Source organism: Sphingomonas sp. P2_B6 (genome assembly GCF_056404755.1).
The window spans coordinates 193,750-219,247 of record NZ_JBFUDK010000004.1 but is presented as its reverse complement, the minus strand read 5'-3'; the positions used below and the strand labels follow the sequence as shown (position 1 = coordinate 219,247).

General features: G+C 63.6%; 20 protein-coding genes and 1 tRNA gene. 11 read left to right on the top strand and 10 right to left on the bottom strand.

What is annotated here, in order from left to right:
* Positions 1-841: 841 nt before the first annotated feature.
* The 7 genes from AC1DX5_RS07705 to AC1DX5_RS07675 all read right to left on the bottom strand — a co-directional run bounded on the left by AC1DX5_RS07705 (position 842) and on the right by AC1DX5_RS07675 (position 9,643).
* Positions 842-2,962 (bottom strand): hypothetical protein, encoded by a 2,121-nt coding sequence (locus AC1DX5_RS07705; protein WP_478014744.1) that lies wholly within the window; start codon positions 2,960-2,962, stop codon positions 842-844.
* Positions 2,959-4,722 carry a hypothetical protein gene (locus AC1DX5_RS07700; protein WP_478014743.1) on the bottom strand — a complete coding sequence of 588 codons (1,764 nt, stop codon included), beginning with the start codon at positions 4,720-4,722 and terminating at the stop codon, positions 2,959-2,961. Before AC1DX5_RS07700 ends, AC1DX5_RS07705 begins: the two co-directional genes overlap by 4 nt.
* A gap of 377 nt (positions 4,723-5,099) precedes the next feature.
* Positions 5,100-6,383, bottom strand: coding sequence for a homogentisate 1,2-dioxygenase (hmgA, locus tag AC1DX5_RS07695; protein ID WP_478014742.1), 1,284 nt, complete (start codon positions 6,381-6,383; stop codon positions 5,100-5,102).
* Between the two features lie 175 nt (positions 6,384-6,558).
* Entirely contained in the window at positions 6,559-7,632 is a 1,074-nt protein-coding gene (hppD, locus tag AC1DX5_RS07690) for a 4-hydroxyphenylpyruvate dioxygenase (RefSeq protein ID WP_478014741.1), read from the bottom strand.
* A gap of 90 nt (positions 7,633-7,722) precedes the next feature.
* Complete coding sequence (locus AC1DX5_RS07685; RefSeq protein WP_478014740.1) at positions 7,723-8,103, bottom strand: DUF427 domain-containing protein; 381 nt, start codon at positions 8,101-8,103, stop codon at positions 7,723-7,725.
* A gap of 52 nt (positions 8,104-8,155) precedes the next feature.
* Entirely contained in the window at positions 8,156-8,905 is a 750-nt protein-coding gene (locus AC1DX5_RS07680; protein ID WP_465173687.1) for an SDR family NAD(P)-dependent oxidoreductase, read from the bottom strand.
* 159 nt (positions 8,906-9,064) lie between these two features.
* Positions 9,065-9,643 (bottom strand): TetR/AcrR family transcriptional regulator, encoded by a 579-nt coding sequence (locus AC1DX5_RS07675; RefSeq protein ID WP_478014739.1) that lies wholly within the window; start codon positions 9,641-9,643, stop codon positions 9,065-9,067.
* Positions 9,644-9,725: 82 nt separating this feature from the next.
* Here AC1DX5_RS07675 and AC1DX5_RS07670 point away from each other — a divergent pair, with 82 nt between their 5' ends.
* The 6 genes from AC1DX5_RS07670 (at position 9,726) to AC1DX5_RS07645 (ending at position 18,793) form a co-directional block, all read left to right on the top strand.
* Positions 9,726-10,178: a MarR family winged helix-turn-helix transcriptional regulator gene (locus tag AC1DX5_RS07670; RefSeq protein WP_465173685.1), complete on the top strand. Its 453-nt coding sequence runs from the start codon at positions 9,726-9,728 to the stop codon at positions 10,176-10,178.
* Positions 10,179-10,249: 71 nt separating this feature from the next.
* Positions 10,250-12,337, top strand: a complete 2,088-nt coding sequence (locus AC1DX5_RS07665) for a malate synthase G (protein ID WP_478014738.1) — start codon at positions 10,250-10,252, stop codon at positions 12,335-12,337.
* Between the two features lie 81 nt (positions 12,338-12,418).
* Entirely contained in the window at positions 12,419-13,915 is a 1,497-nt protein-coding gene (locus AC1DX5_RS07660) for a flavin-containing monooxygenase (RefSeq protein WP_478014737.1), read from the top strand.
* A 541-nt stretch (positions 13,916-14,456) separates the two neighbouring features.
* Positions 14,457-15,815, top strand: a complete 1,359-nt coding sequence (locus AC1DX5_RS07655) for an EAL domain-containing protein (RefSeq protein ID WP_478014736.1) — start codon at positions 14,457-14,459, stop codon at positions 15,813-15,815.
* A 62-nt stretch (positions 15,816-15,877) separates the two neighbouring features.
* Complete coding sequence (locus AC1DX5_RS07650) at positions 15,878-18,340, top strand: sensor histidine kinase (protein ID WP_478014735.1); 2,463 nt, start codon at positions 15,878-15,880, stop codon at positions 18,338-18,340.
* A 63-nt stretch (positions 18,341-18,403) separates the two neighbouring features.
* Complete coding sequence (locus AC1DX5_RS07645) at positions 18,404-18,793, top strand: response regulator (RefSeq protein WP_465173680.1); 390 nt, start codon at positions 18,404-18,406, stop codon at positions 18,791-18,793.
* Between the two features lie 12 nt (positions 18,794-18,805).
* On the opposite strand, the gene AC1DX5_RS07640 is transcribed toward AC1DX5_RS07645, so the two are convergent.
* Positions 18,806-19,648, bottom strand: coding sequence for a class I SAM-dependent methyltransferase (locus tag AC1DX5_RS07640; protein ID WP_465173679.1), 843 nt, complete (start codon positions 19,646-19,648; stop codon positions 18,806-18,808).
* 44 nt (positions 19,649-19,692) lie between these two features.
* Here AC1DX5_RS07640 and AC1DX5_RS07635 point away from each other — a divergent pair, with 44 nt between their 5' ends.
* The 5 genes from AC1DX5_RS07635 (at position 19,693) to AC1DX5_RS07615 (ending at position 22,278) form a co-directional block, all read left to right on the top strand.
* Positions 19,693-20,427 (top strand): double zinc ribbon domain-containing protein, encoded by a 735-nt coding sequence (locus AC1DX5_RS07635; RefSeq protein WP_478014734.1) that lies wholly within the window; start codon positions 19,693-19,695, stop codon positions 20,425-20,427.
* A 31-nt stretch (positions 20,428-20,458) separates the two neighbouring features.
* Positions 20,459-20,716 carry a glutaredoxin 3 gene (grxC, locus tag AC1DX5_RS07630; protein WP_478014733.1) on the top strand — a complete coding sequence of 86 codons (258 nt, stop codon included), beginning with the start codon at positions 20,459-20,461 and terminating at the stop codon, positions 20,714-20,716.
* The gene (locus AC1DX5_RS07625; RefSeq protein ID WP_478014732.1) at positions 20,713-21,537 is read left to right on the top strand and encodes a carbon-nitrogen hydrolase family protein; all 825 of its coding nucleotides are present in this window, start codon (positions 20,713-20,715) and stop codon (positions 21,535-21,537) included. The genes grxC and AC1DX5_RS07625 overlap by 4 nt, the downstream gene beginning before the upstream one ends.
* Positions 21,534-21,980 (top strand): DUF1178 family protein, encoded by a 447-nt coding sequence (locus AC1DX5_RS07620; RefSeq protein WP_478014731.1) that lies wholly within the window; start codon positions 21,534-21,536, stop codon positions 21,978-21,980. Before AC1DX5_RS07625 ends, AC1DX5_RS07620 begins: the two co-directional genes overlap by 4 nt.
* A 221-nt stretch (positions 21,981-22,201) precedes the next feature.
* Positions 22,202-22,278 (top strand) — tRNA-Arg (locus tag AC1DX5_RS07615).
* Positions 22,279-22,324: 46 nt separating this feature from the next.
* Here the strand turns inward: AC1DX5_RS07615 and AC1DX5_RS07610 are convergent.
* Together AC1DX5_RS07610 and AC1DX5_RS07605 are read right to left on the bottom strand one after the other, a co-directional pair.
* Complete coding sequence (locus AC1DX5_RS07610; protein WP_272627362.1) at positions 22,325-22,597, bottom strand: SWIB/MDM2 domain-containing protein; 273 nt, start codon at positions 22,595-22,597, stop codon at positions 22,325-22,327.
* A gap of 246 nt (positions 22,598-22,843) precedes the next feature.
* On the bottom strand, positions 22,844-25,333 hold the full coding sequence (locus AC1DX5_RS07605) for a TonB-dependent receptor (RefSeq protein WP_478014730.1): 2,490 nt from the start codon (positions 25,331-25,333) through the stop codon (positions 22,844-22,846).
* Positions 25,334-25,498 lie beyond the last annotated feature (165 nt).

Genomic DNA, 25,498 nt, shown 5'->3' with positions numbered 1-25,498 from the left:
GGCCGCCAGTGCGATAGTGATCGTGCCGGCTGTTGGAGCCACGGCGCAGTATTGCGGTAGAACAGCTGTCAGACATTGCGCGGGGACGTTCGATTCCGCCAAATAACCGGCGATTTATGCGAGGCACCTGCGAGCGGGGCAGAATCGAGCGGTTCTTGGCGGTCGCGCGAGATTTATTGCACGTAGTGGGTTGCAGGATGCATGGGGACTGGGGATACTGGGCCTTGGCGGGCGCGCAGGATTGTAACGCTATTGTTATTTTACTTGCAGAATTTTGCAGGGGGTATCGATTTTTCATCACGCTTTTCTTTGTACTGGAATCGGATACTTGGCGGGTCGCTCCGGATCGGGCTGGCCTGGTGGTTCGGGAGATTTCAGCACGAAGGGGTGGGAGTTTGAATCGGCGTTGGTAGGGCGGTGATGTCTGTCATGGGACGATCGGCGGCGGTGTGTTGGGTCGCGGCAGGCTGCTAGTGACTCTGTTAAGTTCGCTTCCAGTTATGGCTGGAAATGGGCCGGTTGCTTACCGTCAGGTGTCAGGTGAGAACTGGGAATAGCTACCATTGGGTCCAGCAGCCATCGAATGACGGCTGTCGACCAACCTAAGCCATTCGCCGCGGACGCTTGAAGGTCGGCTCTCGGTGCAACCGGTCAACGGCGGCATGTGCCGCGGCCTGAGGACACAGCGCTCCATGGCAAGATCCAGCAGTCATGCCGATCCGAAAAGGTAGAATTTGTTAACGGGGGCGTTGGGTGGGAAGGCGCAGTCACTATTGGGAAATGTTGAGATACGCTAGGCAGCTTAGCGCTATTTCGCGTGGCATGCGCGCTTTGCCCTCTGCTAGGCGGCGAGCCTGAATTCGGCTCCAATTTCATGGACGTCGGCGTCACCGGGGACCTCGAGCTGCATTTCGTCGGTCCAGTTCGAGACCCAGTCCCGTCTCGCTTGCGACCATGCGTCGTAAATCGGTAGCTTCCGATAGATCGCGCGGGTTCGGATGATCTCGTCGACGGTGGCGCGGACAATTGCCGGGACTCGGTGACGGTTCAGCTCCGTCCTGACGAGACCCTCGTCGGCGCTCAGACTGGCGAGGATGGCTCTGCCATATCCCGGTTGCTCCGCCTGATCTTCAAGCGCTCCGATCAGCGTGCCCAGAATTTCCTGCAGCCCTGTCGTGACGAAGGCGGCGGAAATGACGACTTCGTCGTTCACCCGTCGGTTATGCCACGCCAACAGAAATTGGCTGACGGAACGAAAGATATCGAGAAAGTTAGCCAGCCCGCCCAGATTTCCTCGGTCGGCGTGCCGTTCCAGGCGCGTTCGGATATGGCGCTGGACGAACGCCCAGATGGTTTTGCGCAGGTCGGCGACCGACGCGCCGCTTGAACCAATGGCCCAATGTTCGGGAATATCGCCCGAAAAAGGATCGCGCGCACGCCAACGTCCACCGCCTCCACCGCCCGAAAAGGTCCCGTCGTGGAACCGAATGGTCGTTCGGTTCATGAAATCGATCGCCTCATCGATTCCGCCAAGTGCGTCCACGTAGTCGATCAGGCCGTCGCCACTTTCGATCACCCTTTGCAGCCTGTTACCCGCGGGGGATCCTCCCCCTCGATCGCGCAGCAATCGTGGAAGTTGCTTTACGGAACAGAGTTGACTTTTCACTTCGCGGCCGTCGATCAGGGCTCGCAATTGGCCCACCGCCGGCCGGTCGAACTTGGATTGATCGTCGTCCTTCAGTGTCAGAGCGAAGTCAGCTTTTTCCGCGTCGAGGTTCCACGAGAGGGTTGGCAGCGTTTCGCCGCGTTTGAATATTCTTAGTGCCAGGTCGGTCACCTCTGCCGGTACGGCCGAAGTTGCCAGAAGCTGACCTTCTTCGGTCAGGACAATCGATTGCAGCTTCAGTCCGTGCGTCTCCTGGGCGGGAGGGGCGGGCTCATCGATCGCTGCCGCTATGAATTTCTCGGGTGCGATCTGCCCAAACTTCAGGTCGTCCTGCTTCAATGCCCCGGCCGCGTTCTGCTTGGTCGCGAACCAGAGACATGCCTCGCTATTACCGCCATTAAGGGCGGCATTGGACATGTTCGCGCTTCCGGCGAGCCAGTAGGTAAGTTCCGGTGTCTGGAAGGCGAGCGCTTTTGCGTGCATCTTTCGCCCGGCCTTCTGTGACGTCGCCGAGATCAGTTCCAGATTGCCGAGCGTATCGCGCAGCGTGACAAACCTCTCGACGGGCAGATTACTATAGCCGGATTGGCTGACGATCTGGATGGTTGCATTGGGGAAAAGCGCCCTTATTCGCTCGACCATACGGAGGTTCCTGTCGAAAAATGGGGCCAACATCACGACCTTGCGAACATCCGTATCGTCCAGTCGAGCTGCTATCTGGGGCCAGAGCGGGCCATCGTGACTGGAGAGCAGCTCGACATCTTGTGTGTTGACGTCGGCATCGGTTAGCCAAGGATAAGCATCCTCGGCCGGATCGAAAATATCCTTTTTCAGCCACTTCGATACGGGTCCTGCTTCTTGGGCGTAGCGCTGGAACTGGCGAAATATCGAGGTGATCAGCGAGGCATTGGCGTTTCGATCTTCGCCGCTCGACGATTCCAGCGTCGAGATGAGCTCGAAATTATGACCCGTTCCGGCCGACGTGCAATTATTGCTGCCGACTGACGCGATCGCCTTTTTGTCGCCGATCGAAAGGTACAATTTCGGGTGAAACACCCCGCTAGCCCTGCTGATCGGGATGACGAAGTAATTCCGATCGAAGCCTTGGCCTTGCCTGTCAGTCTCCAGGATATCCCGGTAGCGGTCGTTGTCGATGAAGACGAGCACCGAAGCGCCGTCGAACGCGGGTGTGGGGAGTATGCGCCGTTCGAAAAAATGCGGATCGAATTCATAGGTAGCGACGAACGCGAACTTGCCCTTGGCCTTCTTAAGGAACTCGAGGAAATCGACGGTCACGAAACGACGTCCTCCAGAAATAAGTCGAGCATTTCCCGGCCGTCGGACGTCAGGCGTTGCCCTTCTTCCGGGTCGCCGTCGATCAGCCGCAAGTCCCTCAACACCTGCATGGCGCTGGGGAATCGTGGGTTGCCGGGGTCCACGTCGTCACGGGTGAGCCCTGTGCCCACGACCATCGTGCCATCAACTCGGAATAGCGGCGGGCTTCCGCCAAAGCCCTTTTCGTAGCTCATGGTTTCGTGCTGTCGCACGATGAACCTGCTTACCACCCGGGACAGGATTTCGCGGTTCGGCGTGTTCCACCAGTCCTCGAAATCAACGGCGAGCATGTGGGCGACCGTCGGCATGGCGACGTCGGCGCGCGGATCGAAGACCTTCTGGGTGTTCCACCCTTTGTGGGCTTCGGCGACGGTCAGATCGTATCGAAGCATCAAGGAGTATAGCAACAGTGCCGCCACCGCCGGGCCTGCTGGCCCGGAGACCAAATCCCGCTCGATCAACGCGTCACGGAGAAACCGTTCGACGAACGGATTTGATGCGAAAACTTCGGCCGAATTGGCAACGTCGCCGGTCTCACCAGGAACGTCGATCGCCAGCAATGCCAGGGAGTCGGCCGGGGTGAGGTCCATGAACGGGAGGGGCAACTCCACGTCGAAAAGCTCGCCGAGCGCCTCACCTGCCTCGACACTGTCAAACGCCTCGATCGTCTCTGCCACCGCCCGACCGGCTGGATGATTCAGGATTGCGCGGACAAGGCTGGCCAGCAGAGATTCGAGGGCGGTGGTCAGATAATTGTGGAACTGAAAAATTCGCCAGCGCTCGGATATATCGATCAGCGCAGGCACCAGTTCCACCGGAACAGCGTCGTCTTCATCGTCGAAGATCATTCGATAGTACGTCAGGTCGCCGAACGACCGCACGTCTAGTTCCACCTCGGCGTCGGCGGTGACCTCAACCGCCCATAAGAGGAGCAGCAGGCTCATGCGACGCCGATAATGGGAATTGAGCTGGGCGTCGCTGTCGGTCGAGAAAAACAGATCGCGCAATGGAAGAAGGTCGAACTCGTCCGCAGCCCGCAATTCACACAGTCCAGCCGCGGCGCCGAATTCCTCGAGTACATCTAGTTCGACCGAAGCGCTCTCCGGCCTCAGGTCGACAAACGCGGTCCCCGCGACGGCTCGCTCGAAGGCGCTGGCCAACAGGCGCCCCTTGGCGGACAATTCTCCGGAGGTCAGCTCCGTAGATTGGTCGTCTTCGTCCTCGTTCCCGACTGCACCGGGGGTTACGCTTTCCTCGAACATGCCGAGATTAATCAGCGACCCCTTGTACGCGCCGAACCCGCTGGTGCTGTCGCGCAGGTGGCTCCAGCGGCTGAGGTCGATCGAGCGCTTGGTTGAATTCGTCGCAAGGTCGACCGCTCGGTTTGAGCCCTGCAGAGCGCCTCCTTCACACGGGTTACCGTCGTGATGAAGCACCGCGCCCAGCGTCATTGCCCGCTCGTCGATTAGGACGAGCCGCATAGCCCGATCGAAGTCGGCTTTGCCCCCCGTTTGATCTTGGGCGCGCTGGAACGCCCACGGAAAAAAGGAATAATAGCGGGCGCGCGGCGTGATCGAGGTAATGCAATGTAGCAGTTCAGCGCCCAAACGCGCGCCAACTCGAAGCGTCATACCTAGCGGATCGCCGGTGCCCGAGGACGGCAGCTCGCTGTTCCAATTGACCAACGCGGTACCGGTTGGAAGTCGCTTGAGATTCAGCAAATGACCCTCGGACTGTGTGGAGGGGCGAGGGTAGCACGGTATCTGCAATCTTTGCTCGCGCCAATATTGCCTGCAAGGCGAACGGATGGTCGAGGCTGGGAGCGATAAAAAGGCGCTTGAAAGTCCGGGTCTGGATTTCTCTGTGTGGAGTAGGCCTCACGCAACCCGGAAGCGTCCGCTTCAGTCAGTAGCTGTCGTTTCCGGATTCGGGTGGCATTACCGCAAAGTCCCAAAGTCAGTCGGTTAAGGCCCGCTCATCGAACAGTTGAACGAACGGCGGCTTTTGTGATTGCCGATCGCCAAGCTGAACGCCGGACCTGGGGCGCAAAACAGTCGTTCGTTCTGGGACGATCCCTCCTCATCTTCACCCAGGCGCCCTATCCCGGCAGCTGCGCCTTCGGAAACCCCGTCCATACCTGATCATAATCCTCGTCCAGCGCCCCTGTCTCCAGCGCATGGTCGGTCGGGTGGAACACCCAGCGGCTTTCGATCATGAAGGCCATGGTGCCGTCGATCTTGTGCGGCTTCATCTCGGCCTCGCTTGCGCCCTTCCAGCTTGCGACGTCGGGGCCGTGGCCGCTCATCTGGTTGTGCAGCGAGAGCGCGCCGGGGTTGAAGCCGTCGGCCTTGGCGTCATAGGCGCCCGAGATCAGGCCCATACACTCGCTCATCGTGTTGCGGTGGAACCAGGGCGGGCGGAAAGTATTTTCGGCGACCATCCAGCGGGGCGGGAAGATCACGAAATCGACATTGGCGGTGCCGGGCACGTCGCTGGGTGAGGTCAGCACGGTGAAGATCGAGGGATCGGGATGGTCGAAGCTGACCGAGCCGATCGTGTTGAAGCGGGCAAGATCGTATTTCCAGGGCGCGTAATTGCCGTGCCAGGCGACGACGTCCATCGGCGAGCGGCCGAGATTGGTGGTCCACAGCGATCCCAGGAATTTCTGCACCAGTTCGACATCGCCCTCGCGGTCCTCGAACCAGGCGACCGGTGTCTCGAAGTCGCGTGGGTTGGCGAGACCGTTGGCGCCGATCGGGCCGAGATCGGGCAGGCGGAAGGGCACGCCGTGATTCTCGGCGACATAGCCGCGGGCCTTGCCCTCGGGCAGCACCACCCGGAAACGGACGCCGCGCGGGATCAGGGCGATCTCGCCGGGCTTCACGTCGAGGCGGCCAAGTTCGGTGAAGAGGGTGAGGGCGCCCATCTCGGGCAGGATCAGCAGTTCGCCATCCGCGGAGACGAAGGCGCGGTCGACCATGTCCTTTGCGCAGCGGTAGATGTGCATGGCGACGCCGGCCTGGGAGGCGGGGCCGTCGCCGGCGACGACCATCGTCGTCAGGCTGTCGAGCCAGTCGGTGTCTTCGAGGTCGAGCGGCCCCCAGCGCAGGCGGTTGGGGGCGAGGGGCTGTTTGCTGATGCCCGGGGCGAAGCGCTCCGCCCCGGTGTAGCGCGTGAAGGCGGGGTGCGCGGCCGAGGGCCGCAGGCGGTAGAGCCAGGAGCGGCGATTCTCGTGGCGTGGGGCGGTGAAGGCGCTGCCGCTGAGCTGTTCGGCGTACAGGCCGAAAGGGGGCTTTTGCGGGGAATTGCGGCCGATGGGGAGGGCACCGGGGACTGCCTCGGTTGCGAAGTGGTTGCCGAAGCCGGTTTGGTAGGTGGACAATGCCTTGCTCCTCTACCCCTCTCCCCCTGTGGGAGAGGGAGGGGCCCGCTGCCGAAGGCAGTGGGAGGGTGAGGGGGACACTCGACGTTTCGAGCCTCAGCCCCCTCATCCAACTTCGACTAACTCGCTTCGCTCGTAAGTCTTCGTATCCTTCTCCCACAAGGGGAGAAGGAAGTCAGGCCTCGACCTTACCCGGCACCACACCGCGCCTGATCTGGTCGAGCTCGATGCTCTCGAACAGCGCCTTGAAATTGCCCTCGCCGAAGCCGTCATTGCCCTTGCGCTGGATGATCTCGAAGAAGATCGGGCCGACCATGTTCTCGGTGAAGATCTGCAGCAGCAGGCCGCCGCCGGTCTCCGGCGCGCCGTCGATCAGGATGTCGCGCTTGCGCATTTCCTCGACGTCGTGGTTGTGGCCGGGCAGGCGCTTGTCGATCAGGTCGAAATAGGTCTGCGGCGTCGTCTGGAAACGGATGCCGTTGGCGCGGAGCGCATCGACCGTGGCGAAGATGTCGTCGGTCGCCAGCGCGAGATGCTGGATGCCTTCGCCACGATAGTCCTTGATGAACTCCTCGATCTGCGAATGCTCGTCCTGGCTTTCGTTGAGCGGGATGCGGATCTTGTCGTCCGGCGCGGTCATCGCCTTGGAGAACAGGCCGGTCGCCTGGCCCTCGATGTCGAAATAGCGGATCTGGCGGAAGTTGAAGATGCTCTCGTAATAATTTGCCCAATAATCCATCCGTCCGCGCTGGAGATTATGGGTGAGATGGTCGAGCGTGTGCAGGCCGACACTATGCTGGTCGGGCGAAGCACCTTCGACGGGCTCGAAATCGATGTCGTAGATCGTCGCCGCGCCGCGGCGGTCGACCAGATAGAGGTTGGCACCGCCAATCCCTTCGATCGCCGGGATGTTGAGCTCGGCCGGGCCGACCTTGCCTTCGACGGCGACCGCGCCGCGCTCGACCGCGAGCTTCAGTGCCTTGGCCGCATCGGCGACGCGGAAGGCCATGGCATTGGCGGAAGGGCCATGCTGCTCGCGGAAATTCGCGACCTGGCCGTTACCGTCCATGTTGAGCAGGAAGTTGATGTCGCCCTGGGCATAGCGGCGGACATTCTTCGAGCGGTGCGTGCCGACATGGGTGAAACCCATCTTCACGAACAGGTCCGCCAGCGCATCGGGATCGGGCCCGGTGAACTCGACGAACTCGAAGCCGTCCAGGCCCATGGGATTGTCTTGGCGGTCGGTCATCGCGAATCTCCGAGGAGCAAAGTGGTAACAGATGAAACTACATAGAGCAGCCTCATCCGTTCGTCCACCTCTCAACGCGGCGATGCGCGATCAGGACGCGGGCAGATGCTCGATCGTGACGCGGTCCGTGTAGAAAGCGAGGTGATCCTTGATCCCGGCCACTGCGTCATAGGGGGATTCATAGGTCCAGATCGCGTTCTCCGCCTTGTCGATGCCGGCGGGGAGCGAGAAATAGGAGGCATCGCCCTTGTACGGGCAGTAGGTCGAATGAGCGGTACGCGAGAGCAGCGCCAGGTTGGCGTCCTTGCGCGGAATGTAAAAAACGGCCGGATAACTGGCCTCGCGCAGGACGAGCGCCTCGGTCGTGTCGGCGATCACCTGGCCGCCCGCCGTCACCTTCACGCGGCCTGCGCCGGGCTCGATGGTGATGGGATGATCGGGACCGGGGATACGGATCGGCTTGTCGGTCATGGCGGTATCCTCACGAAAAAGGGCGGCCCCGAAGGACCGCCCGAGATTGTCATCAGAGGGCGGCGCGCTTGCCGCCATCGACGTTGACGACATGGCCGGTGATGAACGAGGCCTTGTCGGAGGCGAGGAACACCACTGCCTGGGCGATCTCGTCCGGTGCGCCGGTGCGGGCGAGCGGGATGGTGGAGGCGAGGCCGGCCTTGCCCTCTTCGCCGCCGGTGAAGCGGTCGAGCATCGGCGTATCGATCGGTCCCGGCGCGACGGCATTGACGCGCACCCCGAACGGCGCGCCCTCGAGCGCCGCGGCTTTGGTCAGGCCTTCCACGGCATGCTTGCTGGCGGTGTAGAGGGCGGCATTGGCATATGCCGCCTGGCCGAGCACCGAGGAGATGTTGATGATCGAACCCGAGCCCTGGGCCTGGAGCACGCGGAGTTCGTGCTTCATGCTGAGCAGCACGCCGAGCACATTGGTGTCGAACATCGCGGCATAGCTTTCCGGGGTCTGGTCAGTGATCGGGCCGAACTGGCCTTCGGTGCCGGCATTGTTGACCGCGACGTCGAGGCGGCCGAATTTGGCGACGGTGCCGTCGACCAGCGCGCGCAGATCGTCCTCATGGCGAACGTCAGCGCGGATGAAGTGAACCTCGCCACCGAGATTGCTCAGTTCGGCGGCGACCGCTTCGCCGGTTTCGGCATTGCGGCCCGAGATGACGACCTTCGCGCCCTCACGGGCAAAAGCTTCGGCGGTGGCGCGGCCGATGCCGCTAAGGGCGCCGGTGACGAGGACGACGGGTGCTGTCATGGTAGTGATCCCTGATGAACGCTGGCGGGGCGGAGTGCCCTGCGGTCCATCAAATATGTACGTACGTATTATCTACAAGGGCGCGGACTATGTCCGTACGTATTTATTTCACAAGAGACTGAGAAGCAGCGATTTTTAATTCGACTGGGTAAGGGCGTATCAGCGCAGCAGGCTGTTCAGGGTAATCCGCTTGAGCCGTTTCAGTGGCTCCGCGTTGCGCTCGACCTTGGCGAGCAGGTTCGATCCCTGCAGCGCCGAGACCAGGAAAGCGGCGATGTCGTCGCAATCGAGATCGGCGCGAACTTCGCCCGCCGCCACCGCCGCCGCGAGGCAATAAGAGATCGCCTTTGCCACTTCGCCGAAATTCTCGACGAGATGGGGCCGGATGGTATCGTTGCCGCTGGTCTCGATGGCGAAATTGCCCATCATGCAGCCATTGCACCCGGTCTCGCCGGCGGCGCGCGCGATATTGGCATCGAGAAAGGCCTCGAAACGCTGGAGCGGCGGGAGCGCGTCATTGCGCAGCGTTTCGGCAATCAGCGTGAGCCCTTGCTGGAAATACATATCCAGCACTTCGAGCCCGAACGCCTCCTTCGAGACGAAATGATTGGTGAAGGAGCCCTGCGGCACGCCCGCCGCCTGGACGATATCGCGCACGCTGGCGCCGCCAAAGCCGCGCTCATGCACGACCCGGACACCAGCGGAGAGAATCTTGTCGCGGTTCGAGACCTTTGCCATGCCAATAATATGGACGCCCATAGTTTAGTGTCAAGTGTTACAACGGGGTGACGGCGCGGCTGGAGCGCGCTAGCGAAGGCGCATGCCAAGCCTGAAGCTCGATCAGTTCCTGCCGTATCGCCTGTCGATCGCGTCGAACCGCGTCTCCTCGGCGATCGCGACGGCCTATCAGTCGCTGTTCGGCCTGCGCATCCCCGAATGGCGGCTGATCGCGGTGATCGCCGAGAGCGACGGACTGACTCAACAGGCGCTCGGTGTGGCCACGCGGATGGACAAGGTAACCGTCAGCCGCGCCGCGATCGCCCTGGTCGACCGCGGGCTGGTGCAGCGGCGGCCCAATCCCGACGACCAGCGATCGCACCTGTTGTCGCTGACCATGGCCGGGCAGGCGCTGTACGAGAGCGTCGCGCCCAAGGCGCTCGAACTCGAAGCGCGGGTCTTTGCGGGTTTTTCCACAGCGGAAATCGCCGCGTTCCGGGCGATGCTCGACCGGATCGAAGCATCGGCCGCACCGCTCGATCCCGAACAGGCTTGATGACTGGCCCCGGCCTGTCCTAAGCGCGGGGCAGCTCTCCCCAGGCAGTCGCGACTTTTCCAGGAGGCCCAATGCCCGAAATGCTCGATCGTGCCGGTTTGTCCGTTGCTCCGCAGCTTGCGTCCTTCGTGGAGGAGCAGGTGCTCCCGCCGCTCGGCATCGACCCCGGCATCTGGTGGCAGGGTGTCGCCGAGATATTCGCGCTGTTCTCGCCCGAAAATGTCGCGCTGCTGGCGAAACGCGATGAGTTGCAGGAACGAATCGATTCGCGCTACGCCGCGGGTGGTACGGCCGACGAAGCCTTTCTGCGCCAGATCGGCTATCTCGTGCCCGAGCCGGCGCCCTTCACCATCGGCACCACCAATGTCGACCCCGAGATCGCGACCATGGCCGGGCCTCAGCTGGTGGTTCCGGTACTCAACGCGCGCTTCGTGCTGAATGCGGCCAATGCGCGCTGGGGCAGCCTGTACGACGCGCTCTACGGTACCGACGCGCTGCCCGGCATGGCAGTGCCCGGCGGTTATGATCCGGTGCGCGGCGCCCAGGTGATCGACTATGCCAAGGCGTTCCTTGACCAGGCCGTGCCGCTGGCGGGCGAAAGCTGGACCGCATATCGCGGTGGCACGCCCGATCTGGTCGATCCGGCGCAGCTGGTCGGTCGCAAGGGTGACTCGCTACTGCTCAGGCACAATGGCCTGCATATCGAGGTGGTGATCGACCGGGCTTCCGTGATCGGTGGCGGGGATATCGGTGGCATCGCCGACGTCATCCTCGAATCGGCGATCACGACGATCGTCGACCTCGAGGATTCGATCGCGGCGGTCGATGCCGAGGACAAGGTTGCGGCCTATACCAACTGGCTCGGGCTGATGCGCGGCGACCTGGTCGAGAGCTTCGACAAGGGCGGCAAGACGATCACGCGCAAGCTGAACGCTGACCGCAGCTATGATTCGATTGAAGAGGGCTCGCTCACCCTGCCGGGCCGCAGCCTGTTGTTCGTGCGCAATGTCGGTCATCTAATGACCACGCCCGCGGTGAGACTGGCGGAAGGGAACGAGGCGCCGGAGGGTGTGCTCGATGCGATCATGACCGCGACGATCGCGCTCCACGACCTGCGCGGGCTGGGCCAGCACCGCAACAGCCGCACCGGCTCCTTCTATGTCGTGAAGCCCAAGATGCATGGGCCGGTAGAAGTCGGCTTCACCAACCGCCTGTTCGATGCGGTCGAGGACCTGCTCGACCTGGAGCGCCACACCATCAAGGTTGGGGTGATGGACGAGGAGCGCCGGACCTCGGCCAATCTCGCCGCCTGTATCGAAGCGGTGAAGGACCGCATCGTCTTCATCAATACCGGCTTCCTCGACCGCACCGGCGACGAGATGCACACCGCGATGCGCGCCGGGCCGATGATCCCCAAGGCCGAGATGAAGGCGAGCGACTGGATCAAGGCCTATGAGGACCGCAATGTCCGCATAGGCCTTGCGCACGGCTTTTCGGGCAGGGCGCAGATCGGCAAGGGCATGTGGGCCGCGCCGGATCGCATGGCCGACATGATGGAGCAGAAGATCGGTCACCCGAAATCGGGCGCGAACACCGCCTGGGTGCCGAGCCCGACCGCGGCGACCTTGCACGCGATGCACTATCACCAGGTCGATGTGTTCGCGCGGCGCGAGGAGATCGCGCGCGAGGGCATTCCGGGCCTGACGCCGCTGCTGACCGTGCCGGTTGCCAAGGGCCGCAACTGGACACCGGACGAGGTACGGGCCGAGCTCGACAATAATGCCCAGGGTATCCTCGGCTATGTCGTGCGCTGGATCGATCAGGGGGTGGGCTGCTCGAAGGTGCCCGACATCCACGATATCGGCCTGATGGAAGACCGCGCCACCTTGCGCATCTCTTCCCAGCACATGGCCAACTGGCTGCTCCACGGCGTCGCAACCCAGGCGGATATCGACGCGGCCTTTGCGCGCATGGCCGCCAAGGTCGACGTGCAGAATGCGGGCGACCCGCTGTACCGGCCGATGTCGGGGCATGAGCGCACGAGCCTAGCCTATCAGGCGGCGCGGGCGCTGGTATTCGAAGGGCTGACTCAGCCCAACGGCTATACCGAGCCGCTGCTCCACGCCTATCGCGCGCGGGCCAAGGCGGAGGCCGTATAGCCCCTGAAAGCATTGCGGATCGAAACTGATCTTTGCGTCCCCGCGAAAAATCGAATATCGGGTATCGCGGGAGAGCGATATATGGGCCTTGAGCATTTCGACGTCGTGGTGGTCGGTGCCGGCATTTCCGGCATCGGTGCGGGCTATCATCTGCAGAAGCTGTGCCCCGATCGCAGCTATGTGATCCTCGAAGGCCGCGCGGCGATGGGCGGGACCTGGGACCTGTTTCGCTATCCCGGCATCCGCTCCGATTCCGACATGTACACGCTCGGCTATTCCTTCCGCCCATGGACCGAGGCCAAGGCCATCGCCGATGGTCCGTCGATTCTGAAGTATGTCAACGACACGGCGCGCGACGCCGGAATCGACCGGCACATCCGCTATCGCCACCATGTGAAGCAGGCCGCCTGGTCGACGCCGGACGCGCGCTGGACGGTCGAGGCCGAAGGGCCGGAGGGGCCCGTCCGGTTCACCTGCAATTTCCTCTTCATGTGCAGCGGCTATTATAATTACGCCCGCGGCCATACGCCCGACTTCCCCGATGCGGAGAGCTTCGCCGGACGCATCGTGCATCCGCAATTCTGGCCCGAGGATCTCGACTACACCGGCAAGAATGTCGTGGTGATCGGCAGTGGCGCGACTGCGGTGACCCTGGTGCCGGCGATGGCCGACAAGGCCGCGCATGTGACGATGCTGCAGCGATCACCGACCTATGTCGTGTCGCGCCCGGCCGAGGATGGTTTCGCCAACTGGCTGCGGCGCAAGCTGCCGGCGATGCTGGCTTACGACATCACGCGCTGGCGCAACGTGCTGTTCCAGATGCTGTTCTACAATCTCGCGCGGAAACGACCGGAAAAGACCAAGGCGCGCCTGCTCGACATGGTGCGCGCCGAGCTTGGCCCGGATTATGACGTCGCGACGCATTTCACCCCGCGCTACAATCCCTGGGACCAGCGCCTGTGCCTGGTGCCCGATGGCGACCTGTTCGCGTCCCTCAAGAAGGGTACGGCCTCGGTCGTCACCGACACGATCGAGCGCTTCACCCCTGCGGGCATCAGGCTGAGCTCCGGCGCGGAACTACCCGCCGATGTGATCGTCACCGCGACCGGGCTCGAGCTGCAATTGCTGAGCGACGTTGCCTTCAGCGTCGACGGTGCAGCCGTCGATCTGGCGCAGACGTTCAACTACAAGGGCATGATGTACAGCGACGTGCCGAACCTGGCCTCGTCCTTCGGCTATACCAATGCGTCCTGGACGCTGAAGGCCGATCTCACCTGCGCCTATGTCTGCCGGCTGCTCAATACGATGAAGAAGCGCGGGCTGCGCCAGGCGACGCCGCGGATCGGCGACGAGGTGCTGACGCCCGAGCCATTCCTCAGCTTCACCTCGGGCTATGTCACGCGGGCGATGGAGAAGTTTCCCAAGCAGGGCAGCAAGAAGCCCTGGAAGCTGTATCAGAACTACGCGAAGGACGTGGTCTCGCTTCGCTTCGGCTCAGTCGATGACGGCATGGAATTCTCCAATCCCGTGCCGCGTTCGCAACCGGCTGCGCCGGTACGCGAGCCCGTGACCGCCTGAGGCGCGTCCATCCAATATTACGGCCCGTCCGGACGGAGAAATAACCGATCTGGACGCAAAGCCTACCGGATTTCCACGACACCCGTATCGGGATGGGAGCGGTATCGCCATCGTTGGCGATTCGTCATGTGCATTCTGGGAGGGGCAAAGTGGGATATCGACCCGACCTCCGACCAACCTTCGCTAAAGTCAGGCCGCTTCAGTCGGAGATCGGGTCGGGTGACTGGTTACCAGGGACGAATGCCCTCGCCGTAGATCAGCGCAATAATGAACTTAAGCACTTGCTTTCTCCCTTGTGCACTCAGGCGAGTGCATGGATTAATTAACGAAAAATTAAGGATAAGGCAATCGGATTTCCGGGGTTTTTGCGGTCCGCCGCGGCAGGTTTAAGAGTTCGTTTAGCCATCGGCGGCTATCGCTGACGGTCATGGGGCGCGGCTCACGTACATATATCCCGGTAAACGGGCCCAGGGCGCGGGGCGCGCGATTGCCCTTGTCGGTGGCGCTTCGCCATCGTGCCGACCGCGATGACGGCGCTACCATGGCATTTACCGAGCTGCCATCCGCGGGCTTCGGGCATCTGGAGAACCATGAGCCGTCGATGCCGGAAGCCCTGGTGGCATCGTCGGATGAGAACGCCACCATCGCGCGACCCCGGCCAAAAGCCTGGCAGTTCCTTTGCCTCGCCGAGATCGCCAATTTCCCGGCGCTGCGCCGCCATCTCGGCCGCTACGACGCCGACCGCCTGCCGGTCGCCGTTCGCGAGCGGATTGGTGCCAGTCTGGAGGGTGCCCGCGTCGAGGTGATCGGGCGCAATGTCGTCGAGATCCTCTTCGAAGGGGATTCGCTGACTGATCTTGCTGCGGCGCTTGGCTGTTTGACCGCCGATTTCGCTCTGCCGCTCGACCTCGATGGAGAGCAGCACCGACTGGACATGCATTTCGGCGCCGCCGCGGCACCGCTCGACGGTGCCGAGGATGTGCGGCTCGCGGAAGAGGCCGAGAGCGCGCTCGAGCAGGCCCGGGGCGAGGCCCATGCCGTCATCCGCGATCTTTCCGCTGGCACGCCGGCCTTCGACCGGCTGACGCTGACGCGCGAGCTGCCGGCCGCGATCCGCAATGGCGAGATGTTCCTGCAATATCAGCCCAAGGTGCATGTCCGCCGCCAGGAGATCGCGAGCGCCGAGGCGCTGGTGCGCTGGCAGCATCCGACCCGCGGGCTGATCCTTCCCGGAGACTTCATCACCGTCGCCGAGGAAGCGCGTGAAATTGCCGCGCTGACGCTGTGGACGCTCGACCAGGTGATCGCCGACCAGCGGTTGCTCGCCGCCGACGGCAACGACCTGACCATCTTCCTCAACATCTCGGGCCAGCTGCTCGCCGATGTGCGTTTCGTGAAGCTGGCGTGCGCCAAAGTGCTCGAAAGCGGCGCACGGATCGGCTTCGAGATCACCGAGACATCGGTGATTCGCGATCCGCAAAGCGCTATCTTCAACCTCAGGGCCTTTGCCGATGTCGGCATCACCATCGCGATCGATGATTATGGCGCCGGTCTGTCATCGCTCGCCTATCTGAAACAGCTCCCGGCCAAGGAGCTGAAGATCGACAAGATGTTCGTGCTCCAGCTGACGAGCAGCAACCGCGACCCGCTGATCGTGCGCTCGACCATCGATCTCGCGCATGCGCTGGAGATGGAGGTGACCGCCGAGGGGGTCGAGACCCAGGCGGCGATGGCGCTGCTCAGCGTGATGGGCTGCGACATGGTGCAGGGCTATCTGATCAGCCGCCCCGTCTCGATCGAAGCGTTCCGCCAGTATCTGCGCGACGACAAGGCGCGCCTGCCCGAACGGCCGGGCCATGCGATGTTCCGGCGCCCGGCCAGTTTCTGGAAAAGCGCCTGAGCCATCGTCATCCCGCGCCTTAGCGCGTATTTAACATGTCCCGTCCACACAGGCGCTCGATCATGGGGCTCATTTTTCGTACCTTGATGGCCGCAGCGCTGCTTGCGCTGATGAGTCACGGCGCGCCCGCCATGGCGCAGGTGCCGGATGCGGGCGCTCGCTTCGACGCCATGGTGGCCGATGCCAAGGCGATGATGCTGGTCGATCCCGGCAAGACGATCGACAAGGCCAGGGCGGCCGAAGTCGCGGCCGGATCATTGCAGCTCCGCCAGCGGACCGTCGCGGTCGCCACCGCGCAATGGCTCCAGGGCGAGGCCTATCTCCGCCTCAACGACGTGGACCACGCCAAGCCCCTGATCGACCGCGCTTATGCTGCGGTCGCGGGCGGCACGCCGACCAAGCTCACTGGCGATATCCTGCTGTCGCGAGGCGGGTTGCACACCGCCAAGGCCGATGTCGCGGCGGCGCTTGCGGATTATCAGGCAGCGCATGCCGTGTTCCGCGATCTTGGCGAAACGCGCAGCCGCGCGGTCGCGCTGCTGAGCATCGCGCTGCTCTACCAGGAGGCCAAGGATTATGAGAACGGCCTGCGCTATTCCAGCCAGGCGATCGAGGTCTATCATGGCGACCCGTCCCTGCTGTTGGCGATCTACAATAATCGCGGCGTGTGCCTGAAGGAGCTCGGCCGCTTCGCCGAGGCCGAGAAGCAATATAACGAGGCGCTGTCGCTCGCGCGGACGATGAAGAGCCCCGGCCGCGAGGTGCAGATCCTGCGGAACATCGCGCGCGCACAACTCGCCACCGACAATCTTGCCGCCGCGGATCGCACCATCGCCGATGTGTCGCGGGTTTCGCGGGCCGCCGGCATGCGGACCGACAGCCAGGACCTGGGGCTGGAGGCCCAGGCCGCGCTTCAGCATGGCGATCCCGCGCGGGCGACGGCGCTGATCGAACGCAGCTTCGCGGGTGTCGACCTGCGCACGACGACGCTCGCGTTTCGCGAAGGACATCAGACCGCCTATACGCTGTTCAAGAGGACCGGCGACGAGACGCGGGCGCTGCTTCATCTCGAAGCGCTGAAACGTCTCGACGACCAGACGTCGACGCTCGCCGCGTCGACCAACACCGCGCTTGCCGCGGCCCGTTTCGATTTCGCCAATCAGGAACTCAAGATCACCCGGCTGCAGGCGGCGGAGGCGCAGCGCAAATATGAGGCGGAACAGGCCCGCGTGCAGACTCAGCGGATCATCTTCACCGGCGCCGCGCTGGCGACCGCCATCATCGTTTCGCTGCTGGGCGTTGGCCTTTTTACCATCCGCCGCAGCCGCAACGAGGTGCGCGCGGCGAATATCGATCTCGCCGCGACCAACAGCGCGCTGGAAAAGGCGCTGGCGGCAAAGACCGAATTCCTCGCGACCACCAGCCACGAGATTCGCACGCCGCTCAACGGTATCCTCGGCATGACTCAGGTGATGCTGGCGGACGAGAAGCTCGGCGAGCCGATGCGCGACCGGATCGAGGTGGTGCACGGCGCGGGGCTCAGCATGCGCGCGCTGGTCGACGACATTCTCGACGTGGCCAAGATGGAAACCGGCAACATGACGATCGAGCGCGAGGCGTTCGGCCTCACCGAGGCGCTCCGCGACGTGGCGCGCATGTGGGAGGAACAGGCGCGAGGACGCGGCATCGCGTTCGCGCTCGATCTCGCCGATTGTCCGGACAGGATCGAGGGCGATGTCGGCCGGTTGCGCCAGATCATCTTCAACCTTTTGTCCAATGCGCTGAAGTTCACCGATAGCGGAGCGGTGAGCGTGCGGGCCTTTGCCGACGAGCGGGACGGCGCGTCGAGACTGAAGGTCGAGGTGACCGATACCGGCATCGGCATCCCGAGCGACAAATATGAACTGATCTTCGAATCCTTCCGCCAGGTGGATGCGGGCACGGCGCGCAAATTTGGCGGCACCGGCCTGGGCCTCGCCATTTGCCGGAATCTCGCCCGGGCAATGGGCGGCGACGTGACGGTGCGCAGCGCGGTGGGCAGCGGCTCGACCTTTACCCTCGATCTCCCGCTGGTTCGCGCCGCGGCGGCGGAAGCGGCCGGGATGGGGGCCGACATCCGCGCGCTGGTGATTCTCGATCGAAACCCGATTTCGCGCAGCATGCTGCGTGCCGTGCTCGAAGCACGATCGGGGAACATCGTTTTCGCTGGGACGGTCGATGAGGCGATCGAGCTTATGGCTGCGGACGGCGTCTCCCGGTTGCTTGTCGACGACGCGACCCTGAAGGCGAATGCTGATATGTCGGGCACGATATCGAGGCTGGTCGCGACGGCGCGCGATGCCGGTGTCGTCTCGGCGCTCCTCTGGCCAGCCCCGAGCGACCAGCAGAAAGCGGAATTCGCCGCAGCAGGATTCGATGTCGTGATCGCCAAGCCGATCTCAGGCGCGGCGTTGGCCGAAACGCTCTTCCCTGCGGGTAAAAGCGACGGCGACAACGTCAGCCATCTTGTAACGCGTGCGGCATGATCAGATAGAGACATCCATTATGGTTCTATTTTTCCAGTCGGCCAGCGCCGCGGCCTCCAAGCCATGAACATCCTCTTCATTGAGGATGATCCGATGAATCGTCGGGTTGTGAAGGACATGCTCGATGTGGCCGGTGCGTCGATGGTCGGTGCGGAAAGCGGAGAGATCGGTCTTCAACTCATCGACGAGCAGGATTTCGACATTGTCCTGGTCGACCTTCGAATGCCCGGAATGGATGGATTCGAGGCAATCAGGCACATCCGCGGCCGCACCGATGCCAAGGCAAGGCTGCCGATCATCGTCGTGACTGCTGATACCGCGATCGATCTTCGCCAACGCTGCCTGAGCGGGGGCGCCGACGAAGTGTTGTTCAAACCCGTTGCAATGGATTCGCTGTTCGACGCGATTGGCCGCATGCTCGCCCGGGGTTCGGGTGACGCCGTGATCGGCTAGCGAGCCGTTGCCCTAGGCGGGCGGCATGCGCTTGAGCGCTTCCGCCAGCGAGGCCGTCGCGCTGCCGCGTCGGGCTGGCTGAGGTTGGGACGGGGCGGGGGCCCAGCCCGTGAGAAAGACGATCTCGAAACGCTCAGCCACGCGCCCGTCCGGGTCAGCCAGTGCCGCAAAGGCATCGGCCGCGCGGGCGAGCGTATCGCGGCGAAGCGGCGTGCGACCGACCAGCAGGTTCGTCGCCGCCATGCCGCGCAGGTCCGCCAACAGTCCGGCGAGCCCGGCGTAACGGACGGTCAGCGATTCCACATCCGCGACGGGCAGCGCGAATCCAGCCCGAACGAGCAGGTCGCCGGCCGACCGAACGTCGATCTGCGGGTGGATGCGGGCGGCAGGGCGGTCACGTTCGGCCTCGCGCAGGGCGGCGCGCAGGGTCGACAGGCTGCCCGCGCCAGTGAAGGCGGCGACGAACAGGCCGTCGGGCCTCAGCGCGCGCCGGATCAGGCTCAGCGCGCCCGGCAGATCGTTGACGCTGTCGAGCACGCCGGCGGAGACGACCAGGTCGAACGAGCCATCGGCGAAAGGCAGCCGGTCCTCATCGGCCTGAACCCCCGAGGCCGAGCGCGCAAAGGCCAGGCCGGCGTCGCAGCGGACGATTCGCGTACCCGGCGGTGGCAGGAACGCACCGTCGAAGCAGCCGAGATCGAGCACGTCCCCGAAGGCGCGCACGACGGCGCCGAGCCGTTCCTGGATACCGTCGAGCATCGCCGCGCGCAGGAAATCATGCCCGGCAAATCCGTCGGCGGCGCGGTCGCGGCGGATGCGCCGGGCGGTACGGTCAAAGATATCGGGGACACTCACCGGGCGGGCTTGTGCCGCCGGACGGGCGGCGCGACAAGAGGGACGTGAAGCGGCTCCTCGCTCCCCTTCGTGTCGCCGCCGATCTCGCGCTGCCGCCGCGATGCCCCGGTTGCGGCGCGGTGACCGGGGAGGACCATCGCTTCTGCGCTGCCTGCTGGGGTGAATTGCGCTTCCTCGGCCCGCCCTGGTGCGCTGCGTGTCATGCGCCCTTCTCCTATGATCGCGGATCCGGGGCGCTTTGCGGCGCGTGCCATGAGCGGCCGCCGCGCCATGCCGGCGTGCGCGCGGCGGTCGCTTATGGCGATGTCGCCCGCACCGTCGCGCTGCGCCTCAAATATGGCGGGCGCACTGCCTTTGCCGAGACGGTGGCGCGGCAAATGGCCCGACTGATGCCCGATGGCGCCGATCTGCTCGTGCCCGTTCCGCTTCATCGCTGGCGGATCTGGTCGCGCGGGTTCAACCAGGCAGCGCTGATCGCCCGCGCGCTGACTCGCGCCACTGGCGTGGCGAACGACCCGATGCTGCTGCGCCGGGCGCGTGCGACCCCGCCGCTCCGCGGAATGGGCGCACGGGGCAGGGCGAAGGCGGTCGCGGGTGCCTTTCGCGTTCAGTCGGGGGCGAAGCAGTTGCTGAAGGGTAAGGCGGTGGTGCTGATCGACGACATCCATACCAGCGGCGCGACCAGTGACGCCTGCACGCGCGTTCTCCTGCAGGCCGGTGCAGCCAGCGTGACCATATTGTGCTGGGCGCGGGTGCTCGATCCGGCAGCGGACGATTGACAAGCGGCGGGGTCGCCCACATTTCAGAATCATGGCAAAGATCGAAATCTACACCAAGGCCTTCTGCCCCTATTGCACGCGGGCGATGCGGTTGCTCGACACCAAGGGTGTGGAGGTCGAGGAATTCGACATCACCATGGGCGGGCCGAAACGCGCCGAGATGCTGCAGCGGTCGAACGGACGCAGCACGGTGCCGCAGATCTTCATCGATGGCCAGCATGTCGGCGGATCGGACGATCTGGCGGCGCTGGAGCGCGATGGCAAGCTCGACGCCTTGCTTGCGGCATGAGGGTCGCGCTGCTTCAGATGACGACGGGGATAGACCCAGTCGCCAATGCCAATAGCCTTACCCAGGCGGTTGCCAATGCGGCAAAGGGTGGCGCGGCGATGCTCTTCACGCCCGAAATGTCCGGCCTGCTCGACAGCAATCGCGGGCGAGCCGCGGCCAATCTCCATCCCGAAGCTGAGGATCCCGTCCTTTCGGCGGTACGTAAGGCAGCATCGGAGCACGGCATCTGGGTTCATCTCGGCTCGCTCGCGGTGCGCGGCGACGACGGCAAGCTGGCGAACCGCGCCTATGTGATCGACCCCGAGGGCAAGATCCGGGCGCGCTACGACAAGCTTCATCTGTTCGACGTCGACCTGCCGACCGGCGAGAGCTGGCGCGAATCCGCTTCCTATACGCCGGGCAGCGGCGCCGTCGTGGTCGATACGCCGGTCGGGCAGGTCGGCCTGGCGATCTGTTACGACATGCGCTTTCCCGACCTGTTCCGGGCACTGAGCGATGCCGGCGCGACCATCCTGGCGGTGCCGGCGGCGTTCACCCGGCCGACGGGGGCCGCGCACTGGCACATATTGTTGCGGGCCCGGGCGATCGAGGCAGCGGCCTTTGTCGTCGCCGCGGCGCAGACTGGCGTGCATGAGGACGGCCGCGCGACCTATGGCCATTCGCTGGTGATCGATCCCTGGGGCGAAGTGCTGCTCGACATGGGCGAGGATGCCGGCCTGGGGTTCGCCGAGATCGATCCGGCACGCACCGCCGATGTCCGCGCGCGCATTCCGGTGCTGGCGCATCGCCGCGCGATTCCGGCGGTCGAGACCGCGTCATGATCGTCTTCGACCTGCGCTGTTCGCGCGAGCATGTGTTCGAGGCATGGTTCGGCTCGAGCGGGGCGTTCGAGGACCAGCGCGCGCGAGGGCTGTTGTCCTGCCCGCTATGCGGCGACGGCGACGTGGGCAAGGCGGTGATGGCGCCGAACATCCCGGCCAAGGGCAACCGGCAAAACGCGCCCGTCCAGAACGAGACGCCGTCGCCCGATGTGATGAAGGCAGCGATCCGCGCGCTGGCCGAGGCGCAGGCCAGGGCGCTGGAAAAGTCCGAATGGGTAGGCAGGGCCTTTGCCGACCGTGCCCGTGCGATGCATGCCGGCGAGACCGATCATGCGCCAATCCATGGCGAGGCGACGGTGGGAGAGGCCAGGGCGCTGGCCGATGAAGGCGTGGCGATCGCGCCGCTGCCGTTCCCGGTGGTACCGCCCGAGGCGATCAACTGAGGTACCAGCCCGCGTGAACGACCGTGAATTCAGTCAATCCGGACAGGTGCTTGAGTAGAATGCGGTTTCATGACCGCATATCAATTTGGTCTGAGAGCTGGGAACGCCTGGACCGTCCGTGCTGATCCGGGACACTTCTTTCCCGAGTTCTTTTCCCGGGCCGGTTTCCGTTGCGTTGTCGATTGACCGGAGAGTTGGGGAAATCTAGGGCTTCCGGCGCTGCCCCCGTAGCTCAGCAGGATAGAGCGACGGTTTCCTAAACCGCAGGCCGGTGGTTCGAGTCCACTCGGGGGCACCAGCACCGCTTGCGCAGGCGATGCCACCCGGAGTGGCCCGTTGAGCGCTTACGCCTTGACGTGCTGCGCGATGTACTTGTTCATTTCGAACATCGTGACCTTGTCACGACCGAACACCTTCTTCAGCTTGTCGTCAGCGAGAATCTCCCGCTTGTTCGCCGGGTTCTGCAGGTTGTTGGACTTGATATAGTCCCACACCTTGCTGATGACCTGGCTGCGCGGCAGCTTGTCGTTGCCGACGATCGCGCCCAGCTCGGGGGACGGCTGCACCGGCGCATGGATGCCGCCGGTTTTCGGAGCTGCCGTGGGTTCTTTCGCCATAAATTGTCCTTCCTGATGTGTCGTTCATGTCGACATCGGTTTCACGCCTGCTTCAGCGTGCGTCGCTTGTGCGCCGCCTTTTTGGGATTGTCACGCCTTACAGTGCCGGATTCCCCTTCGTAGCGGCTGATATCGGCCGGTTTTCGACAGGGATGCGACGACCCGCGCCGTTTTGGGATCGGGGACAAGGAAAAACCCCCTCTTCCGCGAGGAAGAGGGGGCCGATTCCCTGGCGTGCGCCTGTGGTCAGAAGCTCTTGCGGAGCGTCGCGCCATAGGTGCGGGGCTGGTTGGGATAGCCGCTATAGCTGCCGTCCTGCGCGACCGTCGGGAAGGTCGAGATCAGGAAGTTGTTCTTGGTCAGGTTGCGGACCCAGAACATCAGCTCGAGCTTGTTGGCCTTGCTCTCGATGCCGAGGCTGGCGTTGACGTTTTGCTGGCCATAGGTCGACAGGTTCGGCGGCGTCGTCTCGGTGAGCTGGAACTTGCTCATATAATCGAACTCGCCGCGGATATAGGCGCTGATGTCGCCCGTGAAGTCGTGCGACAGGGTGGCCGAGGTCGAGAAGCTCCAGGTCGGGATGCCGGCCGGCTTCTCCCCGGACAGGTTGCGGAACGACGGACGAAGGCCCGTTGCCGGATTGACCGGGCAGCGCACCGTATCATAGTTCACGCAGGCCGCGCCGGTGAAGGAATCATATTTCGGGTCGAGATAGGTGACCGCGCCGGTAAGGGCGAGGGCGGGGACGGGATTGTAGGCCGCGTCCACTTCGAAGCCGCGTACCGATTCCTTGCCGGCGTTGACCAGGCTGTAGCCGAGGCCGGTAAAGGCGTTGGACTGGAAGCCCTTGATCTCCTGCTTGAACACCGCGAGGTTGAAATAGCCGCCGCGGAACTTCGCCTTGGCGCCCGCTTCATAGACGGTGACCTCCTCCGGCGCGGCCGAGCGGCCCACGCCGTTCAGCGGCGGGCGGCTGTCCGACGACAGGTTGATCGCGCTCGCCTTCCAGCCGGTCGAATAGCTGGCATAGACGTTCACGAAATCGAGGTCATAGGCGACCCGGGCGGCATAGGTGACCTTGTCGCCCTTGATGATGCCCGATTCATTGGCGTTCGGATAATTGACCGGGCCGTGGTTCGGGGTGTTGGCGTAGAAGAACTGAACCGCTCCAAGCGCGCCGAACAGATTGGTGGGAATCTTCGCTCCGGGCGGCGCGGCGGGATTGAGGATGGTGAGCGGCAGGAAGCCGAGTTCGGGAACGTTTTGCAGGTTGAGCGAGGAAAACGGATCCTGCAGCACGACAAACGACTGTGCCGCCTTGCGATCGTTGAGATAGGCGAGGCCACCGGTGAGGGTCAGGCGCTGGGTAATCTTGTAATCGACCTGGCCGAACAGCGAGTAGGAGGTTTGTTTCAGCTTGTAGTTGTCGGCAATGCCATTTCCTTCCTGGAAATAGGTCAGGCCGGGCCGAATGGCCGGATTGACGAGCGATTGCAGTGTCTCGAGCTGGGTTACCGCACCCCCGGTGAGCGCATTGACGAAGGCGCGGGTATTCTTGCCGAACCGGATGTCGCGGCCGGTCTGGAGTTTTTCATTCTGATAGAAGCCGCCGATCAGCCAGCTGAGCGGGCCATCGCCGGTCGACGACAGGCGGAGTTCCTGCGTGAAAGTCTTGGCCTCGTTGGCGGTCCGGTTCCTCGAGATGGCCGCGCCGGTAAAATCGATGTCCTGGTCGGACTGGTTGACCTGGTTGCGATAGGCCGTGATCGAGGTCAGCTTCGCGAAGCCGACATTCCAGTCGACCTGGCCCGAAACGCCCTTGCCGACGATGCGGTTATAGGGGTCCTCGTTGAAGATGACGTTGCGGTCGAAGATCTTGGTCGTGTCGGAAACCGCGAAGCCCAGGGATTTGATCGCCAGTGTGGCGGGGCCGTTGAAGATCGAGGTGACGCCGCAGCAGATCTCCTTGATCATGTTATAGTCGCCGATGACGCGGATCGAGAAGTCCGACGACGGCTCGAACAGGATATCGCCGCGGACCGACCAGCGATGACGATCATTGACGCCGGTGCCGGTCGTCAGGTTCTTGAAATAGCCGTCGCGCTCGTTGAGGCTGCCGGACACGCGAAAGGCGAGGCTGTCGGTCAGGGGGCCGGTGAGCGTCGCCTTGGTCTGCATCTGGCTGTAATTGCCGACGGTGATCTCGGCCTTGCCGCCCCAGTCGAACGACGGGCGTTTGGTGACGATGCTGATCGCGCCAGCCGACACGTTCTTGCCGAACAGGGTCGATTGCGGACCGCGCAGCACCTCGACACGCTCGATCTCGGGAAGGTCGTCCAGCGCCGACGCCGATCGCGAACGGTAGACGCCGTCGATGAACACGCCGACCGAGCTTTCGATACCGTCATTGCCGTTGCCGTTGCCGAAGCCGCGGATGATGAAGTTGGTCTGGCCGGCGGCATTGAACTGCGCGACCTTGAGCGAGGGCACGACCGACTGGAGATCGATCAGGTCGCGGATCTGCGCCTTTTCGATCGTCGCGGCGCCGGTGACGGACACCGAGATCGGCACGTCCTGCAGCGTCTGTTCGCGCTTGGTGGCGGTAACGATGATGTCGTCGCTGTCGTTGAGGACGGCCTCGTCCTGGGCAGCCGGTACGGGAGTCTCTTGCGCCAGCGCTGGCGTGGCGTAGAGCAGCGCGATAGCCGACGCTGCGAGCAGTTCGAATTTCTTCATGGATGATCCCCTCTTGGCCAGCCCGTCGGTTCTATGCCAACTGAGCGTCGTTCGTATTCTCGGTATGCGAATTCTGCGTCCACCTGAATCAGCCGTCAATGCCGGAATCGTAGGAAAACAGCGGGGTTGCGCAGTTGTTGCCCAAATGAGACAGTTTCGAAATCG

Bases quoted from the DNA above. Each gene is read 5' to 3' on its own strand.
- grxC (WP_478014733.1), top strand. From the start codon at position 20,459: ATGGCAAAGATCGAAATCTACACCAAGGCCTTCTGCCCCTATTGCACG.
- hppD (WP_478014741.1), bottom strand. From the start codon at position 7,632: ATGACCGACCGCCAAGACAATCCCATGGGCCTGGACGGCTTCGAGTTC.
- AC1DX5_RS07675 (WP_478014739.1), bottom strand. From the start codon at position 9,643: ATGGCAAAGGTCTCGAACCGCGACAAGATTCTCTCCGCTGGTGTCCGG.
- AC1DX5_RS07645 (WP_465173680.1), top strand. From the start codon at position 18,404: ATGAACATCCTCTTCATTGAGGATGATCCGATGAATCGTCGGGTTGTG.
- AC1DX5_RS07660 (WP_478014737.1), top strand. From the start codon at position 12,419: ATGGGCCTTGAGCATTTCGACGTCGTGGTGGTCGGTGCCGGCATTTCC.
- AC1DX5_RS07620 (WP_478014731.1), top strand. From the start codon at position 21,534: ATGATCGTCTTCGACCTGCGCTGTTCGCGCGAGCATGTGTTCGAGGCA.
- AC1DX5_RS07610 (WP_272627362.1), bottom strand. From the start codon at position 22,597: ATGGCGAAAGAACCCACGGCAGCTCCGAAAACCGGCGGCATCCATGCG.
- AC1DX5_RS07685 (WP_478014740.1), bottom strand. From the start codon at position 8,103: ATGACCGACAAGCCGATCCGTATCCCCGGTCCCGATCATCCCATCACC.
- AC1DX5_RS07605 (WP_478014730.1), bottom strand. From the start codon at position 25,333: ATGAAGAAATTCGAACTGCTCGCAGCGTCGGCTATCGCGCTGCTCTAC.
- AC1DX5_RS07680 (WP_465173687.1), bottom strand. From the start codon at position 8,905: ATGACAGCACCCGTCGTCCTCGTCACCGGCGCCCTTAGCGGCATCGGC.
- AC1DX5_RS07670 (WP_465173685.1), top strand. From the start codon at position 9,726: ATGCCAAGCCTGAAGCTCGATCAGTTCCTGCCGTATCGCCTGTCGATC.
- AC1DX5_RS07625 (WP_478014732.1), top strand. From the start codon at position 20,713: ATGAGGGTCGCGCTGCTTCAGATGACGACGGGGATAGACCCAGTCGCC.
- AC1DX5_RS07650 (WP_478014735.1), top strand. From the start codon at position 15,878: ATGGGGCTCATTTTTCGTACCTTGATGGCCGCAGCGCTGCTTGCGCTG.
- AC1DX5_RS07665 (WP_478014738.1), top strand. From the start codon at position 10,250: ATGCCCGAAATGCTCGATCGTGCCGGTTTGTCCGTTGCTCCGCAGCTT.
- AC1DX5_RS07655 (WP_478014736.1), top strand. From the start codon at position 14,457: ATGGCATTTACCGAGCTGCCATCCGCGGGCTTCGGGCATCTGGAGAAC.